The organism is Pseudomonas sp. CAN1 (genome assembly GCF_030462585.1).
GTDB lineage: Bacteria > Pseudomonadota > Gammaproteobacteria > Pseudomonadales > Pseudomonadaceae > Pseudomonas.
Genome location: NZ_JASMRU010000014.1, coordinates 63,956 through 81,442 on the forward strand (window position 1 = coordinate 63,956; position 17,487 = coordinate 81,442).

Annotated in this window: 15 protein-coding genes; 5 read left to right on the plus strand and 10 right to left on the minus strand. The window is 65.1% G+C overall.

The window, feature by feature from the left end:
- Positions 1–93: 93 nt before the first annotated feature.
- The 4 genes from QO207_RS18600 to QO207_RS18615 all read right to left on the minus strand — a co-directional run bounded on the left by QO207_RS18600 (position 94) and on the right by QO207_RS18615 (position 3,539).
- The gene (locus tag QO207_RS18600; protein ID WP_301533796.1) at positions 94–498 is read right to left on the minus strand and encodes a hypothetical protein; all 405 of its coding nucleotides are present in this window, start codon (positions 496–498) and stop codon (positions 94–96) included.
- A 330-nt stretch (positions 499–828) separates the two neighbouring features.
- Positions 829–1,074, minus strand: coding sequence for a hypothetical protein (locus QO207_RS18605; protein ID WP_301533797.1), 246 nt, complete (start codon positions 1,072–1,074; stop codon positions 829–831).
- 31 nt (positions 1,075–1,105) lie between these two features.
- Entirely contained in the window at positions 1,106–1,798 is a 693-nt protein-coding gene (locus QO207_RS18610; protein ID WP_301533798.1) for a hypothetical protein, read from the minus strand.
- A gap of 403 nt (positions 1,799–2,201) precedes the next feature.
- Complete coding sequence (locus QO207_RS18615) at positions 2,202–3,539, minus strand: OprD family porin (RefSeq protein ID WP_301533799.1); 1,338 nt, start codon at positions 3,537–3,539, stop codon at positions 2,202–2,204.
- A gap of 252 nt (positions 3,540–3,791) precedes the next feature.
- Here QO207_RS18615 and QO207_RS18620 point away from each other — a divergent pair, with 252 nt between their 5' ends.
- Positions 3,792–4,136, plus strand: coding sequence for a cupin domain-containing protein (locus QO207_RS18620; protein ID WP_184595441.1), 345 nt, complete (start codon positions 3,792–3,794; stop codon positions 4,134–4,136).
- A gap of 47 nt (positions 4,137–4,183) precedes the next feature.
- On the opposite strand, the gene QO207_RS18625 is transcribed toward QO207_RS18620, so the two are convergent.
- Positions 4,184–5,767 carry a carboxylesterase/lipase family protein gene (locus tag QO207_RS18625; RefSeq protein WP_301533800.1) on the minus strand — a complete coding sequence of 528 codons (1,584 nt, stop codon included), beginning with the start codon at positions 5,765–5,767 and terminating at the stop codon, positions 4,184–4,186.
- Between the two features lie 54 nt (positions 5,768–5,821).
- On the minus strand, positions 5,822–6,910 hold the full coding sequence (locus tag QO207_RS18630) for a polyamine ABC transporter substrate-binding protein (RefSeq protein WP_301533801.1): 1,089 nt from the start codon (positions 6,908–6,910) through the stop codon (positions 5,822–5,824).
- A 175-nt stretch (positions 6,911–7,085) separates the two neighbouring features.
- On the opposite strand from QO207_RS18630, the gene QO207_RS18635 reads away from it, so the two are divergent.
- Complete coding sequence (locus tag QO207_RS18635; protein ID WP_301533802.1) at positions 7,086–7,718, plus strand: TetR/AcrR family transcriptional regulator; 633 nt, start codon at positions 7,086–7,088, stop codon at positions 7,716–7,718.
- A 6-nt stretch (positions 7,719–7,724) separates the two neighbouring features.
- Here QO207_RS18635 and QO207_RS18640 read toward each other — a convergent pair whose 3' ends face one another.
- On the minus strand, positions 7,725–8,417 hold the full coding sequence (locus QO207_RS18640; protein ID WP_301533803.1) for an MgtC/SapB family protein: 693 nt from the start codon (positions 8,415–8,417) through the stop codon (positions 7,725–7,727).
- A gap of 419 nt (positions 8,418–8,836) precedes the next feature.
- Between QO207_RS18640 and QO207_RS18645 the strand changes: the two genes are divergently transcribed.
- On the plus strand, positions 8,837–9,145 hold the full coding sequence (locus QO207_RS18645; RefSeq protein WP_301533804.1) for an NIPSNAP family protein: 309 nt from the start codon (positions 8,837–8,839) through the stop codon (positions 9,143–9,145).
- 260 nt (positions 9,146–9,405) lie between these two features.
- Here QO207_RS18645 and QO207_RS18650 read toward each other — a convergent pair whose 3' ends face one another.
- The 3 genes from QO207_RS18650 to QO207_RS18660 are packed head-to-tail and all read right to left on the minus strand — an operon-like array spanning position 9,406 to position 15,151.
- On the minus strand, positions 9,406–10,836 hold the full coding sequence (locus QO207_RS18650; protein ID WP_301533872.1) for an efflux transporter outer membrane subunit: 1,431 nt from the start codon (positions 10,834–10,836) through the stop codon (positions 9,406–9,408).
- A 5-nt stretch (positions 10,837–10,841) separates the two neighbouring features.
- Entirely contained in the window at positions 10,842–13,973 is a 3,132-nt protein-coding gene (locus QO207_RS18655) for an efflux RND transporter permease subunit (RefSeq protein WP_301533805.1), read from the minus strand.
- A 26-nt stretch (positions 13,974–13,999) separates the two neighbouring features.
- Positions 14,000–15,151 carry a MexC family multidrug efflux RND transporter periplasmic adaptor subunit gene (locus tag QO207_RS18660; RefSeq protein WP_301533806.1) on the minus strand — a complete coding sequence of 384 codons (1,152 nt, stop codon included), beginning with the start codon at positions 15,149–15,151 and terminating at the stop codon, positions 14,000–14,002.
- Between the two features lie 185 nt (positions 15,152–15,336).
- Here QO207_RS18660 and QO207_RS18665 point away from each other — a divergent pair, with 185 nt between their 5' ends.
- Positions 15,337–15,900 (plus strand): TetR/AcrR family transcriptional regulator, encoded by a 564-nt coding sequence (locus QO207_RS18665; RefSeq protein ID WP_301533807.1) that lies wholly within the window; start codon positions 15,337–15,339, stop codon positions 15,898–15,900.
- 92 nt (positions 15,901–15,992) lie between these two features.
- On the plus strand, positions 15,993–17,438 hold the full coding sequence (locus QO207_RS18670; RefSeq protein WP_301533808.1) for a SulP family inorganic anion transporter: 1,446 nt from the start codon (positions 15,993–15,995) through the stop codon (positions 17,436–17,438).
- Positions 17,439–17,487: the final 49 nt, after the last annotated feature.

Below are 17,487 nucleotides of genomic sequence, written 5' to 3' on the forward strand. Positions count from 1 at the left end.
GGACGTCGACGGGAGGGGAGTGCTCTTCCTCCTGTCTCGTCCTTACCGCAAACAAACCTTCGTTATCCAGATGCCAATCGTTCTTGTGAGTCGTTAGAGACGGTTATCTATCAAGCGAATTTCAAGCGCCCACTCCGACAGGGTGTGCTTTATGTTGTGCAGCAGCAGAAGATCCGACAGTTTGTCGATATCCTGTTCAGTTACCTTGTGCAGGAAGTTCTCCTCGAAGAATCCACAGAATTCGAAGCGCCTGGGAATTATCAGGTGAGCTATCGATGAGTACTTGAAGGGCTGCCCCCAATTACCACCGTCACCGATACCCGTGCTGCCGTATTCACCTGCTTTCGGAAGGCCCGACGCCCAATATTGCGCGTCACTGTTCATGCGCTCAAAGGTGGTCCAGGAGCACCAATTTACAGAGTGGAGAAGGGAGTGACTTCCTTCTCCCAGAATCTCATTACAGAGATCCAGTAATTTGACCCAGATTTCATCATTCATGGCAATTCAGATATTCCAGGGCTTCATGGGCACGTCTTCGAGCTCCAACCTTTCGCAGTGGGAGGCCCGTCATTCACAAGTTGAGCGTTCCACTTCTCGAACAGGTTCATATCTGCATCGAACTCCATGCAGGTTTCATGGGGAGCGGTCGGGGCCGAATTATACAATGCGGCTGCCTTCTCTACGGTGGTCGGTTGCCCGTTGACTCTGATTTCTGACTTGGCGAACGAGTAAGTGATAACGCGGTTTTCACCTGCTGATACAGAAATGCTGAAAGCTGAAATAAGCAGAAGAATCCCTTTCATTTGTTAATCCCAATTTTAGCTGGTTCTAGAAAGCCACCCATACTTTCTGGGTCGGGTGGTGTTCGCGAATGGTTTCGACGGCAGCTGCAATGCCGACAAGATCGTCTGCATTCAATTTGTAATTGAAAACCGAGACCTCCATACCTTTTGCGCGTAGTGAGTCGATTTCCGGTTCCGCCATGATGTCGGCGGTCAGCCATAGGTGCGAATTGATATCGCCGAGTGCCTTGAATGCCTGATAACCAGATTGATCGATGACGAGAAATACCATTTTCAATTCCCGGAAATTAAGGTTGAGCCGATCATTGCGTCGACATTCGATTGAAGTCTGCAATGTTCTGGAATACTGCCTCTTCTTTTCGTTTTCCATCTACCAGAAGGCTCAGTCCGCCAACGATGGAGGCGAGATTGTCTAGCCTTGGATCGACGCCGGTGCTTGAGCTTCCAGCCATCGGAGGTGCCTGTGATGTATGTAGGGAGTACTCGAACTCCGCTCCGTCGAGGATGATGTGTGGGCCGCTCTGTTTGGCTTGTGTGAGCTCCCGTTGCCATAGCGCTATCAAGCTCAGGTAAAGGTCATGGCTGATATTCCGGCTTTTGAGGCTGACGGTAACGTCCCTGATGTCGCCCTGCGGTGGAAGGCCGTCGAACCCCTGGAGTTTGTATCCTTGCTGCCGCTCGATGACGTCTCGATTTTCCTGCACGTAATGCCAATAGATGCTGGCAGACGCCGTAGCGACGAACAGGGTGGCACCGGCCTGGGCTGTTTTCACGTAAATGACTTTTTCAGCTGACGTGCTGCTACGAATCATGACCTGCACGATTGAGTCGCTGGCATAGGCGTCCCTGAATACTGTGCGCAGCATTTCAGAGTACTGGTCCGTTCCGTCCAGCATCAGGTTTCGAGGTTCGAGATAGGTCTCTGCATTCGCTCGCGGGCCGAGGAGGAGCATCAGAAGCAGAACTGCATATCTTGGGGAGAGCATCATCAACATCCTTGTTGCCTGATGGAGCTTGCTTGTGAGACGGCCTCTTCCGGCCACGGCATGATGCCTGACATCTTAGGTGATGTTCTGCAGTCATAGGTGAACAAGACGGATTCTAGATACGCTCGGAACTTCGAGTGTCGCTTGCTTGCGAGTTGGCTTGGTGTTTCGTACGAGCTTGCAGGAGAAATTGGTCTCGCAATTCACACGTAAAAAAGGCGCCCATGCGGGCGCCGAGAGTTCCTCTCCCCCCAAAGGGCACGTGGAGCGCCAGGGAGAGCAACGTTGCTGCGGGGAAATCATCACCAGAAGCCTTGGGGGGCGGTGATGGTTTCCGTTATACGCAGGCGTGCCTAACGGGAGGCTGAGGCGCAGCTGACAATTCCGTCATCCGCCCGCCAGGCGCCGGGCATCAGAGAATCGCCAGCGGGTATTCGACGATCAGCCGCACTTCGTCCAGGTCCGATTCGAAGGCGGTGGCGCGGGTAGTCGCCTGGCGCACGCGCAGGGACAGGTCCTTGAGCTGGCCTTGCTGGAACACGTACCTGGCCTCGATGTCGCGTTCCCAGCGCTTCTGATCGGTGAGCGGGTCGCCGTTGTCATCCGTGCGCATGTACACGGCGTTGGCGTTGGAATAATCGGCGTCGGTGCCGCGGGCGTATCGGGTCATGAAGCTCAGGCCGGGCACACCGTAGGTGGCCATGTCGAGGTCATAGCGGACCATCCACGAGCGCTCCTTCGGCGAGTTGAAGTCGCTGTACTGGATGGAGTTGTCCAGGTAGATCGAGTCGGCCTGGCGCAGGTAGTCGAAGTCGTTGTTGCCGTTGTTGCGCTGGTGGCTGACGGCGATGCGGTGGGCGCCGAAGTGCACGCCGGCGCTGGCGCTCCAGATGTTGGTGTTGAACTCGCCGAGCAGCTCGCGGCCCTCGTCCTGCGACTTGTAGTAGTTGAAGCCGCCGAACAGCTCTACGGTCTCGCTGAGCGGGAAGTTCAGCGCGGTGCCGAAGTAGTACTGGTTCCAGGCGTCCTTCAGGCGGCTGCTGTAGAGGCTGACGCTGGCATTGTCGTTGATGGCGTAGTCGCCACCGCCGTAGGCGAGCCAGGCCGAATCCACCGGGCCGGCGTAGAAGGTGGCGAAGCCGTCGTCCATCTGCCGCGACTGCGGCTGACTCATGGAATGCAGACGGCCGCCTTGCAGCGTCAGGCCTTCGAGGCTGGTGTTGTGCAGGGTGAAGCCGCGGAAGGACTCGGGCAGCAGGCGCGAGTCACCGTAATGCACCACGGGGGTCTCCGGGAATACGTCACCGGCCTTCAGCACGGTGTCCCACAGGCGTACCTTGGCCGCGCCGCCGGCCTTGGCGTAGTCGCTCTCGGTGCGCCCGTCGTTGTCGGTGGGCAGCACGTCCACCGAGCTGCCGGCGCCGTTGCGGCCGTCGCCGGTGTCGAGCTGGAAGCCGACCATGGCGAAGGCGTCGACGCCCACGCCGACCGTGCCCTGGGTGAAGCCGGATTCGAACTTGCCGATGATCCCCTGGGCCCAGACTTCCGAGTAGCCGTTGCCGCGCGGCGGCACGGACTGGCCGTGGCGGGCGTCGCGGTTGAAGTAGAGGTTGCGGTTGAGGATTTCCAGGCTGGCGCCTTCGAGGAAGCCTTCGGCTTTCTCTTGACTTTCGGCCTCGGCGAAGACGGTCGGCGAAGCGACCCCCAGTGCCAGCAGCGAAGCGGCCAGCGGGAATTTGCGTCGATACATGGTTTGCTCCCAAGGGCAGGAATGGTCGGTGACCACCTGCTGTTGTTGTTTTTGCCCAGGCGTGGCGAGGGCCACGGGCATCGTGTGGGAGCGCGGATAACGGGCAGGTGAGCGGCGGATGACAAATCTGTCAGACGGAGGAAGAGAGGAGGCAGGCAGCGCTGGCAGACATACCGATGTCGAATCCAGGCAACTCGCTGTTGCGGTTCATGGCTAGGGTGGCGGACCTTCACCGCAACGACTGGAGCTGTCATGTCCGATTTCATCACCGTACTGCGCGACACCTGCCCGACGCCCGTGCTGGACGCCACCAAGTGGAAGCGCATCGGCGGCGACCCGCACACCGTCAACCTCAACGCCTACCTGTCGGCGGACGGCAGCAAGATCATGGGCACCTGGATCTGCACCCCCGGCAAGTTCGAGGTGAACTACGAGAAGTGGGAGTACTGCCATTTCCTCGATGGCTACTGCGTCATCACCCCCGAGGGCGAGCAGCCGATCCACCTGCGTGCCGGCGATGTGTTCGTCATCGAGCCGGGCATGAAGGGCACCTGGGAAGTGGTGGAGACGGTGCGCAAGTACTTCGTCTTCGCCTGATATCGGGCGAAGACGAGAAGGGGAGCCGATGGCTCCCCTTTGTCGTTTCAGCGTTCCGGGTAGATGTTTTCGAACCACCAGCGGCGGCGCACGGCGTAGGGGTCGTCCAGCAGCGCGGGTTGCTGGTCCAGGCTGAGCAGGGGGCGCTGCCCGGCGTCGTACAGTGGCCAATGCGGCAGCCTGTCGCCTGGGGATTCGCTGGCGCCGGCGTAGTCCAGGAGCATGCCTTGCATCAGCCGTGACAAGCGATCGCGCTCCGCAGCGTCGGCGGCGTCCTGCGGCGTGCCAGCCAGCAAGCGGCCGACGTAGGTGTCCAGCTTGCCGAAGAAGTAGACCTGGTCGGCAGCGTGCTGGGCGCGACGACGCGGGTCGGTTTCGCGGTCGAAGCGATAAACCTGCACCCGGTTCCGTGCGGCCAGGCCCTCCGCGGCCCAGAGCGCGGGCATGACGAAGGCGCAGTCGCCCAGCAGGTGCATGGCGCGGACGCCGTCGTCGTCCTCGGGAAATTGCTCGCGGTACAGGGCCTTGGCGGCGTCCTTGAGCGCCGCCGGGATGATCGCCAGGCGCTGCACCAGCGCATCGAGGCCGAGGCGGTCGAGGCTGTCGTCCCAGTTCAGCCACAGCCCCATCTCGTAGTGGGTGAAACCGATCAGGATGTCGATGCCGGTGGCGGCTCCGCGCCGGGCGAACTCGATGGGGTCCAGCGCCGCCCTGGCGTGGGTCTTGGGCCAGAACAGCGAGTCCATGTGGAACAGCATGTCGGTGCTTTCGGCCAGGGCATGCACCCTGGTCATCAGGGCGTTGGTGTCCAGTTGCTGCAGCTGCGCGAGGCTGTCTATGCCGCAATCGGCGAAGAAGCCGCGCGCGAGTTCCTTTGCCGAGGCGTCGCTGAGGCCATGGGCCAGATCGCCGCTCAACCCCGGCAGGCCGGCGTAGCCGCTCATCATCACCACGCGCCGCAACAGCCCCTGCAGATGACCGCCGGCGAGCAGCCAGCTGATGTCGATGCTGCCGGCGGACTCGCCCATCAGGGTGATGTTGTCCGCGTCGCCGCCGAACCGGGCGATGTTCTGACGAATCCAGCGCAGCGCCTGGAGCTGGTCGAGCAGGCCATGGGAATGCGAACCGGCGAACTCCTCGCCGCCCAGCACGCTGACATCGAGGAAGCCGAACAGGCCGAGGCGGTAGTTCAGCGAGACGAACACCACGTCGCCGTTCGCCGCCAGCACGTCGCCGTGGTAGCACTTCAGGCGGCTGCTCTCCAGCCAGTTGGCGCCGCCGTGAATCCACACCACCACTGGCTTGCCTGCGGCGCCGGGGTCGCGGGTCCAGACGTTCAGCGTCAGGCAGTCCTCGGAGCCTACCCAGGGGCGCCCCGGCACTGGAGCGCTGTCGCTGAACTCGGCGTACTCACCCTCGGTTTCGTCGAACAGCTGCGCGGCCGCCGAGCCGAAGCGCTCGGCGCTGCGCACTTGGTTCCAGGGGCGATGGGGTTGCGGCGGGCGGAAGCGCAGGTCGCCCAGCGGCGGTTCGGCATAGGGAATGCCGAGGTAGCGGTAAAGCCCGCTGGCCGGATCGAAGGCGCCGCGCAGCGGGCCCTGGGCGGTGTGGACGAGGGTCTGGTCGGTCATCGCGATAGTCCTGTGACGGGCGCGGGCGCCCGTCGTTGCAGCAGGGAAGGGGGATCAGAGGCCGCTCTTGAAGCGGTTCCAGGCACGGGTCATCAGGCGCAGGTCTTCCGGCGTCGGGTTGGACTGCCAGAACATCTTCTGGCGCACCGCTGCGGGCGGGAACACCGTGGGATTGTTCGCCACCTCCGCAGGCAACAGTGCCTGGCTGGCCGGGACTGCGGTGGCATAGCCGACGGTGGCGGTGAAGTCGGCGCTGACCTTGGGCTCGAGTATCTGGTTCATGAAGCGGTAGGCGGCTTCGGGGTTGGGCGCGTTGCGCGGCATGGCCATGAAGCCGAACCAGGCGACTGTGCCTTCCCTGGGCGCGATGTAGCGGATGTCGTCGCTCTTGCCGGCTTCCTGGGCGCGGCGGCGGGCGATTTCGACGTCGCCGGACCAGCCCAGCACCAGGCAGACGTTGCCGTTGGCCAGGTCGTTGATGTAGCTGCCGGAGTTGATGTAGCGCAGGCTCGGCTTGATCCCGTCGAGCAGCCGGTTGGCCTTGTCGAGGCTCTCGCGGGTGGGCTTCTGCGGGTCGAGGCCGAGGTAGTTGAGGACGATGGGGTAGACGTCCTCGGGGCTGTCGATCAGGCCGACGCCGCAGTCCTTGAGCTGGCCGGCGTTGGCCGGCTTGAACAGCAGGTCGTAGGAGTCCATCGGCGCGTTGGGCAGGCGCGCCTGGACCAGCGTCGCGTTGACCCCCAGGCCGGTGGTGCCCCAGTCGTAGATGAAGGCGTGGCGGTTGCCCGGGTCCTTGCCCTCGACAAATTTCATCAGTTGCGGGTCGAGGTTCTTCCAGTTGGGCAGCTGGCTGCGGTCCAGCTCCTGCAGGGCGCCGGCCTTGGTCAGTTGCTCCAGCGAGGTGCCCGAGGGCACGACCACGTCATAGCCGCTGTTGCCGGTGAGCAGCTTCACCATCAGCGTCGACTCGTTGTCGAAGGTGTCGTACTGCACGCTGATGCCGGTGGCGGCCTGGAAGTCCCTGATGGTGTCCTGGCCGATCAGGTCGGACCAGTTGTACACGCGCACCTGCTGCTGGGCGGCGCCCGCAGCGGGGATCGAGAGCGCGGCGAGCATGCCGAGCGCCAGCTTGATGCCTTTCATCTTCGGTAGACCTCAGGGGTTCTTGTTGTTGTGAAAACTGTATTTTTCTACAAAGTTGTAGTCAACTACAATTTTAGTGCCGAGCCCGGATGGCTTTCACGACGCCATGGCTTGAGTAGAATGCGTTCCTTGACACGAACCGACACGAACCGACACGAACCGACACGGAGCCGCCATGCCCGCCCGCAAGCCCGCCGCCGAGACCTCGCTGCGCGAACGCAAGAAGGAAAAGCAGCGCCAGGCGCTGATCGATGCCGCCACCGAGCTGTTCCGCGAGCGCACCTTCGCCAATACGCGCATGGAGGACATTGCTGCGGTGGTCGAGGTGGGGGTGACCACGGTCTACAACTACTTCCCCAGCAAGCACGAGCTGCTGGTGGCGATCATCGACAACCAGGTGACGCTGGCGCAGCACAAGGTTGGCCGGGTGCTCGACGCGCTACCGGAGGAACCGGTGGACGGGCTGGCGAAGATGATCGGCGCCGACTACGGCAACATGGACCGCATCGAGGACAAGCGCCTGTGGCGCGAACTGCTGGCGGTGATGCTGTTCGCCAGCGCCGAGCACGGCGAGATCGAGCAGTCACGCAATCGCTTCCGCGAGGCCCTGGGCCGCGCGCTGGCGACTTACATCGAGCGCGGCAAGCTGCGAGCCGAGTGTCAGGTGGAGGCGGTGGTGGACATCGTCTACGCCATCTACGCCTATCACTTCCGCAGCCTCGCCTGTGCCGACAAGGCGCGTACCCGCGACGCGCTCAAGCTGGTGCGCCGGGACATCGAGGTGCTGCTGCGGCCGCACCTCGTCTGATGCGAGTTACTGCGGCCCGTCGCTGACCGACCAGCTGGCCGCCGACACGTAGGGTGCCAGCGCCAGCTCGCCGACCAGGGCTTCCAGCAGGCTGTCCTTGTCGGCGGGTGCCAGTACCAGGGCGGCCACTTCCACTTCGCCGCCGGTCTTGCGCGCGTGACTCTCCAGGCTTTGCAGGGCGAGGCCATTGGCGCTGAGGCGGCGCAGCAGGGTGGAGCGCACCAGGGCTTCCTGGTGGCCTTCGGTGACGGCCTCGACGGTGTAGTAGCGCTCGCTGCTCGGCTCGATGGGCGCGTGGCGCTGGATCCAGCGGGTCACCGAGGGCAGGGTGAGGTTGCACAGGACGATCAGCAGGGTGGCGGTCAACGCCGCAGCAAGGAAACCGGCACCCGCCAGCACGCCCACCGCGCCGGTACACCAGACCGTGGCCGCAGTACTCAGGCCGCGTACGCTGAGGCCGTCGCGCATGATCACGCCGGCGCCGAGGAAGCCGATGCCGGTGACCACCTGGGCGGACATGCGCACCACCTGGTCTTCCGCACCCATGAGGAAGGGCAGGGTGGCGAAGGTGGCCGCGCCGAGGGCGACCAGGCCGTGGGTGGCGACGCCGGTGAAGCGCTGGCGCCACTGGCGCTCCATGCCGATCAGCGCGCCGAAGCAGAGCGCCGCGAAGAGGTCGAGGACGATTTCGAAGGACATGCCTTTGTACTCCGCGCCGGCCCCGCGCCGACGCTGGTGGAAAGGGGCATCGTGCCCCCGGTGGATAGGAAGGTGCGGTCAGTCTAACGGGCTGGCCTGGTAACCGGGGTGATATGTGGCAGGCCGGCGCCGACTGGGCTTGTAGGAGCGAGCTTGCTCGCGAACCGCTTGATGTCGGAAGTGCCGGGAGGGCTGTTCGCGAGCAAGCTCGCTCCTACAGCGCATGGCGTTCCGAATAGTGGGTGGGGCGCCGGCCTTGCCGGCGGATCGCGGATAAGATCCGCTCCTACGAGAGCAACATGGAGCACCCGGCAGGGTGAGCTCCGACAATGGACTGAGCGCAGGGTCGAATCCGTTTACCGATCTGCGGATTTGCCCGGTACAGTGTCCGCCCCTTTCACCGGAAGAGAGTTGGCGAGATGGTCACCTGTTACCTGCGCTACGTGCTGGACCCGTACAAGCTCAAGGAATTCGAACACTACGGCCGCTTGTGGATCCCGCTGGTGGAGCGCTTCGGCGGTCAGCACCACGGTTACTTCCTGCCCTCGGAAGGCGCCAGCAACATTGCCCTGGCGATGTTCACCTTCCCCAGCCTGGCCGAGTACGAGCGCTACCGGCAGGAGTCCATGGACGATCCCGAGTGCCAGGCGGCGTTCCGTTATGCAGAGGAAACCCGCTGCATCCTCAGCTACGAGCGCAGCTTCTTCCGGCCGGTGTTTGGCGGCTGACTTTCGTGCACCAGTGCGGCGGATAACCCGTTCCGGGTTATGCGCCCTACGGACAGGTCCGATCTGACACCGTAGGAGCGGACCTTGTCCGCGAAATCCATCGCGGCCGAATCCATGGCGGCAGGTGCATACCGGCGTATGGCGCCGGCCCTGCCGGCGGATCGCGGATAAGATCCGCTCCTACAGGGAGAGCATGGCGTCCAGGCCCAGCGTAGGGCGAATAACGCCTTGGGCGTTATCCGCCGTTGCAGGGCAGAGGATCAACGCTGCGCCGTGACGTCACCGCTCCAGCCACCGCCGAGGGCGCGGAACAGGTCCACCAGGGCGATCTGCCGCTGGGTGCTGGTCTCGATGTAGGCCGACTCGTTGACGAAGTTGCTGCGCTGCGCGTCGAGGTAGCGCAGGTGGCTGTCGACGCCGCCTTCGTAGCGTGCCTTGGCCAGCTTCAGCGTTTCGTTCGTGGTGTTCGCCAAAGCCCTGCGCGCGGCTTCCTCGCGGCGCAGGGTGTCGGTGGCGGCGAGGGCGTCAGCCACTTCGCGGAACGCCGTCTGGATGGTGCCTTCGTAGGCGGCCACCGCCGAGTCCTTGCGCACCTTGGCCAGGTCGAGGTTGGCGCTGTTGCGGCCGGCATCGAAGATCGGCAGCGACAGGGTCGGCACGAAGCTCCACGAGCGCGAGCCGCCGTCGAACAACCCGGACATTTCCGCGCTGGAGGTGCCGAAGCTGCCGATCAGGCTGATGCGCGGGAAGAACGCCGCGCGGGCCGCGCCGATATCGGCGTTGCGCGCCTTGAGCACGTACTCGGCGGCGAGGATGTCCGGGCGCCGCTCGATCAGCTCCGACGGGGTGCCCGGCGCGATGTCCTGGATCAGCATCGGCTTGTCCTGCGGCACTTGCGGGATGCGCTTGGCCGCATCGGATGTGCCGAGCAGCAGCACCAGGGCATTGAGCGCCTGCTGCTTCTGCCGGGCATTGCTTTCCAGCTCCGCGCGGGACTGTTCCACCAGCCCCAGCGCTTCCTGATAGTCCAGTGCCGTGGCCGCGCCAGCAGTGCGCCGCTGGCTGATCAGGGCCAGCGAATCCTCGCGGCTGGCCAGGGTCTGCTCGGTCAGCTGCAGCCGGCGCTGGGCACCGTCGTAGGTGAGATAGGCCTGGCTGACCTCGGCGATCAGAGCGATGCGCGCACTGCGGGCGGCTTCCTCGGTGGAGAGGTACTGCTCCAGCGCAGCGTCGGTCAGGCTCTTCACCCGGCCGAACAGGTCCAGTTCGTACTCGGGCAACGCCAGGCCGACCTGGTAGCWGCTGCTGACCGCCGAGCTGCCGCTGTTGGACAGGTCCGCCGGCAGGCGCTGGCGATTGCCGTTGGCGGCGCCGCTCAGGCCGGGCACGCGGTCGGCGCGCTGGATGCGGTACTGCGCGCGGGCCTGTTCGATGTCCAGCAGGGTCTGGCGCAGCGAACGGTTGTTGTCCAGGGCGACGTTCACCAGCTCGCGCAGTTCGCTGTCGACGATGAAGGTCTGCCAGTCGAGGTTGCTGGCAGCAGTGCCGGGCTGGGCGGCGGGGCCGCTCCAGCTCTGCGCCACCGGTGCCTCGGGGCGTTCATAGGAGGGCGCCATGGAACAGCCGGCTATCAACAAGAGCGAAATCATTGCCAGCAGCGGGGCACTAGCGGCAAAGGCGGGTTTGCGCAGGGAAGTCATTGCGCGGCCTCCGTGGGTTGTTGCGCAGGTTTGGGTTGGCGACGCAGCAGCGAGAGCAGCCAGACGAAGCAGATGGGCACGAAGATCACCCCCAGCAGCGTGGCGCTGAGCATCCCGCCGATCACCCCGGTGCCGATGGCGCGCTGGCTGGCGGCGCCGGCGCCGCTGGCGACCACCAGCGGCACCACGCCGAGGATGAAGGCCATGGAGGTCATGATGATCGGGCGGAAGCGCAGGCGCGCGGCCTGGATCGCGGCGTCGCGCAGGCTGTGGCCCTGTTCCCAGAGCTCCTTGGCGAACTCGACGATGAGGATCGCGTTCTTCGCCGCCAGGCCGATGATGGTGATCAGGCCGACCTTGAAGTACACGTCGTTGGGCAGCCCGGTAACCGTCACCGCGAGCACCGCGCCGAGGGCGCCGATGGGCACGATGAGCATCACCGACAGCGGGATCGCCCAGCTCTCGTAGAGCGCCACCAGCAGCAGGAACACCACCAGGATCGCCAGGGCGAACAGCTGGGTGGCCTGGCCGCTGGCGACCTTCTCCTGGTAGGAGAGGCCGGTCCACTCGTAGCCGATGCCGGGCGGCAGCTCGCTCACCAGACGCTGCATCTCGGCCATGGCTTCACCGGTGCTGACGCCGGGAGCGGCGTCGCCGGCGATGCGGATCGACGGGTAGCCGTTGTAGCGCGCCAGCTGCACCGGGCCTTCTTCCCAGCGGGTGCTGACGAAGGCGGACAGCGGCACCAGCTCGCCGGCGCTGTTGGGCACGTAGAGCTTGAGCACGGCTTCCGGGGTCATCCGGTCGCCCTGTTCGGCCTGCACCACCACGCGCTGCTGGCGGCCGGCGTTGGCGAAGTCGTTGATTACCGACGAGCCGAAGGCAGTGGACAGCGCGCTGCTGATGGACTCGAAGCTGACACCGAGGGTGCGCGCCTTCTCGCGGTCGATCTCCAGGCGCAGCTGGGGTGCCTCGGCGAGGCCTTCCATCATGGCGTAGAGGATCTTCGGGTTGCCGTTGGCCTGGCCGAGCAACTGGTCGCGAGCGGCCAGCAGCGCCTCGCGGCCGAGGCCGGCGCGGTCCTGCAGGCGCAGCGAGAAGCCGCCGGAGTTGCCCAGGCCGTCGATCGGCGGCGGGGTGACGGCCATGATCGCGCCGTCGCTGATGCCGGCGAAGCGCTCGTTGATCGCCGCGGTTTCCGCCTCGGCGGACTGCGATTTGTCACGCACGGACCAGTCCTTCAGGGTCGGGAAGGCCAGCGCGGCGTTCTCGCCCATGCCGGAGAAGCTGAAGCCCATCACCAGGAAGGACGAGGCCACGGCCTCGCGGGACTTCAGGAACTGCTCCAGCTCCTGGCCGGTCACGTCGGCGCGCGCACGGGTGGCGCCCGGCGGCAGCTGGATGTCGACGATCATGTAGCCCTGGTCTTCCACCGGTACGAAGGATTCCGGCAGGCGCAGGTAGCTGTAGCCGAGCAGGGCGACGATGCCGGCGTAGATCAGCATGTAGCGCCCGGCGCGTTTCACCAGCGCGGTGTTGAGCAGGGTGTAGCGCTCGGTCAGTCGGTTGAAGCCACGGTTGAACGCGCCGAAGAAGCCGCGCTTCTCGTGATGACCTTCCGGGATCGGCTTGAGCAGGGTTGCACACAGCGCCGGGGTGAAGGTCAGGGCGAGGAAGCCGGAGAACAGGATCGACACCGCCAGCGACAGGGAGAACTGCTGGTAGATAACCCCCACCGAGCCGGCCATGAACGCCAGCGGCAGGAACACCGCCGACAGCACCAGGGTGATGCCGATGATCGCGCCGGACACCTGGCCCATCGCCTTGACCGTGGCGGCAGGCGGCGAGAGACCTTCCTCGGCCATGATCCGCTCGACGTTCTCCACCACCACGATGGCGTCGTCCACGAGGATGCCGATGGCCAGCACCATGCCGAACATGGTCATCATGTTCACCGAGAAGCCCAGCAGGTACATCGCCGTCAGCGTGCCGAGCAGGCATACCGGCACCACGATGGCCGGGATCAGCGTGTAGCGGACGTTCTGCAGGAACAGGAACATCACCAGGAACACCAGCACCATGGCTTCGAGCAGGGTGTGGATGACCTTCTCGATGGCCACGTCGACGAAGCGCGAGGTGTCGTAGGGCACCGAGTATTCGACGTCGTCGGGGAAGTTCACCGACAACTCGGCCAGGCGTTCCTTCACCAGCGCAGCGGTCTGCAGGGCGTTGGCGCCGGGGGAGAGCTGGATGGCCCCGGCCACGGTGGGCTTGCCGTCCAGGCGCGCGGTGAAGTTGTAGCTTTCGCTGCCCACTTCCAGGCGCGCCACGTCGGCGAGCTTGACGGTGGAGCCGTCCGGGTTGGCGCGCAGGACGATGCGCCCGAACTCCGCCGGGTCGTCCAGGGTGCCTTTCACGGCCAGGGTGGCGGTCAGCTCCTGCTCGGTGCTGCCGGGGGAGGCGCCGAAGCTGCCGGCCGGCACCTGCACGTTCTGCCCGCGAATGGCGTTGCCCACGTCATCGATGGACAGGCCGTAGCCGACCAGCTTCTGCGGATCGATCCACACGCGCATGGCGGCTTCAGAGGAGAAGAACTGCAGCTTGCCGACGCCCTGGACGCGGCGCAGCTCGTTGTTGATGTTGCGCGCGGCGTAGTCGCCCAGGGCGGTGGTATCGGTGCGCGCGGAGCCTTCCTTGTAGTTGAGCGCGTAGATCAGCAGGAAGCCGGCGCTGGTCTGCTCGACCTCCAAACCTTGCGTGAGCACGGCCTGGGGCATGCGCGCCTCGGCCTTCTTCAGGCGGTTCTGCACGTCCACCTGGGCCAGCTCCGGGTTGGTGCCGGGCTGGAAGGTGACCACTACTTCGGCCATGCCGTTGGAGTTGCTGGTGGACTCGAAGTAGAGCAGGCCCTTGGCGCCGTTGAGCTCCTCCTCGATCACGCTGGTGACCGAATCCACCAGCACCTGCGCCGAGGCGCCGGGGTAGGTGGCGGTAACGGTGATCTGCGGCGGCGCCACGCTGGGGTACTGGGCCACCGGCAGCAGCGGGATGGCCAGCAGGCCGGCCAGGGAAATGAACAGCGCCACCACCCACGCGAAGTTGGGGCGCTTGATGAAGAACAGTGACATGGGAATTCCTCGCGGCGATCCTCGCCTTACTGGCGCGATGCCTGCTGTTGCTGCTGGGCGTGACGGGCTTCGACCTTGGCGCCCGGCTGCAGGCCGGTGAGGCCGCCGACGATCACCTGGTCGCCGCTGGCCAGGCCCTGGCTGATCTGCCAGCGCGAGCCCTGCATGGCGCCGGTCTGCACCTGGCGGGTCTCGACGCGGCTATCGGCGCCGATCACCAGCACGTGGGCGGTGCCATCGGTGGCGCGCTGCACGGCGCGTTGCGGCACCAGGATGGCCTTGGCATCGGTGCCCTGCGGGGCTGTGACGCGCACGTACATCCCCGGCAGCAGCAGGCCGTCGGTGTTGGCGAACTTGCCGCGCAGCGAGACCTGGCCGGTGCCACGGTCCACCGAGATATCGGTGAACAGCAGCTCGCCCTGGCGCTCGTACTGGGTACCTTCGACGCGCAGGCTCAGGGTCTGGCTCTGGCCGGCGGGGAGGTTGCCGCTTTTCAGCGCCTCACGCAGGCGCAGGGCGTCGGCTACCGGCTGGGTGAAGTCGGCATAGATCGGGTCGAGTTGCTGGATGCGCGCCATCAGCGTGGCGTCGCCCTGGCCGACCAGCGCGCCCTCAGTCACCAGCGCGCGGCCGATGCGCCCGGAGATCGGCGCCTTGACCGAGGCATAGCCCAGGTTCAGCCGTGCGGTTTCCAGGTCCGCCTGGGCCGAACGAACCGAGGCCTGGGCACTGCGCAGGTCGGCGGTGGCGGTGTCGAAGTCTTGCTGGCTGACCGCTTCGATCTTCACCAGCGGCTCGTAGCGCTTCACCCGTGCCTGGGCTTCCTGCTGAGCCGCCTGGGCGCGGGCCAGTTCGCCTTCAGCGCGGGATACGGCGGCCTTGAGCGGTGCCGGATCGATCTGGAACAGCAGGTCGCCGGCCTTCACATCGGCGCCTTCCTCGAAGCGCTTCTGCATCACGATGCCCGCTACCCGTGCGCGCACTTCGGCGACGCGCATCGGCTCGATACGCCCCGGCAACTCCGAGGTCAGGGTGAGGGGCTCGGTCGCGACCGCTACCACATCCACTGGCCGCGCCGATTCGGCGGCGGCCTGTGGCTCGCCGGATTGTCCGCAACCCGCCAGTGCCAGCGCTGCTACCAGCGCACTGATTGTCCCTACTGCACGCAACCTGCCCATGTTTCACCCGGGGTCTGACTTTCCAAGAAGTTGCGTATGATCTTTCCGAAGTTAAAATGAGTCAATATTGACTCACGTGAGTCATTTGTGAACAAAAGTGTCATTTCCTTTGTGAAGGTGAGGCTTTTTTCTGCACAATGAGTCGAACCCAACTCCCACTGACCCTCCATCACGAGGCCCCGCCGATGTCCCTGACTGCCCATGACGAACGACTCCTCAAAGCGCTGGCCGTGGCCATCGTCGACCGCCCCCGGGCGACCCTGAAGGAGCTGGCGGAATCGGCAGGCGTGAGCAAGGCAACCCTGCATCGCTTCTGCGGGACCCGCGACGGGCTGATGGAAATGCTCGAGGGCTATGGCCATATCGTCATCCGCCAGATCCTCGAAGCCTCGCAGCTGCAGCAGGTCGAGCCGATGGAGGCGCTGCGCGGGCTGATTGCCGAGCACCTGAAGAACCGCGACATGCTCAACTTCCTGCTGTTCCAGTACCGCGCCGAGAACCTCGACATGGAGGCGACCACCGAGCGCTGGGGCTACTACACCGAGGCGGTCGACGCCTTCTTCCTGCGCGGCCAGCAGAGCGGCGTGTTCCGCATCGACATCACCGCCGCGGTGTTCACCGAACTGTTCCTCTCCATGCTCTACGGCATGGTCGACGCCGAGCGCTACGGCCGCGCCGCCAGCTCCAGTTCGGCCCAGGTGCTGGAGCAGCTGTTCCTCCACGGCGCGCTGGTCCAGCCCAAGGGCTGAACGCGACCGGCTGCGGGACTGGCGGGTGGCCGGGCAGGGGCGTTTGCCGTAGCATTGCCGGCCCTTCGTGATCCCCGCTTCCGAGTAGAAAAATGAAACCCGCCCGCCTGCGTGCCGATGTCCTGGCCGGACTCACCACGTCCTTCGCGCTGGTGCCCGAGTGCATCGCCTTTGCCCTGGTCGCCCACCTCAACCCGCTGATGGGCCTGTACGGCGCCTTCATCCTCTGCACCCTCACCGCGCTGTTCGGCGGCCGCCCCGGCATGGTTTCCGGCGCTGCCGGCTCGATGGCGGTGGTGATCGTCGCGCTGGTGGTGCAGCACGGCGTGCAATACCTGCTGGCTACCGTGCTGCTGGGCGGGGTGGTGATGATGCTGTTCGGCCTGCTGCGCCTGGGCAAGCTGGTGCGCATGGTGCCGCACCCGGTGATGCTGGGCTTCGTCAACGGCCTGGCSATCGTCATCGCCATGGCYCARCTSRARCACTTCAAGGACGGCGAGCACTGGCTCAGCGGCAACCCGCTGTATGTGATGCTGGGGCTGGTGGCCGTGACCATGGCGGTGGTCTACGGGCTGCCGAAGTTGACCCGCGCGGTGCCGCCGGCACTGGTGGCGATCCTCGGCGTCGGGCTGGCGGTCTACCTGCTCGGCCTGCCGACCTGCACCCTGGGCGACATGGCGCACATCGCCGGCGGCCTGCCGCAGTTCGCCCTGCCGGATATCCCGTGGAACCTGGAAACCCTGCGGATCATCGCGCCCTACGCCTTCCTCATGGCCATGGTCGGTATCCTGGAAACCCTGCTGACCCTCAACCTCACCGACGAGATCACCGAGACCCGTGGCTTCCCGGACCGTGAGTGCGTGGCCCTGGGCGCGGCCAACATGGTCTCCGGCGCCTTCGGTGGCATGGGTGGTTGCGCGATGATCGGGCAGACGGTGATCAACCTCAGCTCCGGCGGCCGTGGCCGGCTCTCTGGCGTGGTGGCGGGGGTGATGATCCTGCTGTTCGTGCTGTTCCTCTCGCCGCTGATCGAGCGCATCCCGCTGGCGGCACTGGTGGGCGTGATGTTCGTGGTGTCCCAGCAGACCTTCGCCTGGGCTTCGCTGCGGGTGCTGAACAAGGTGCCGGTCAGCGATGTGCTGGTGATCATCGCGGTGACGGCGATCACCGTGGCGACGGACCTGGCCACGGCGGTGTTCTGCGGAATCATCCTGGCGGCGCTGGATTTCGCCTGGAAGCACGCCCGCGAGCTGTATGCGGATATCCATGAAGAGGCCGACGGCAGCAAGCTGTACCGCGTCCACGGCACGCTGTTCTTCGCTTCCACCACGCCCTTCCTCAACCAGTTCGACCCGGCCGGCGACCCGCAGCAGGTCACCCTGGACTGCGCACACCTGAGCTTCGTCGACTACTCGGCCATCGCCGCGCTGATGACCCTGCGCGAGCGCTACAGCAAGGCCGGCAAGCATCTGCGGGTGGTGCACCTGTCGGAGCGTTGCAAGCAGTTGCTCAAGCGCGCCGGTGCGCAGCACGCCTGAATGCAGGAGCTGTAGGAGCGAGCTTGCTCGCGAACAGATGTCCAGGCAG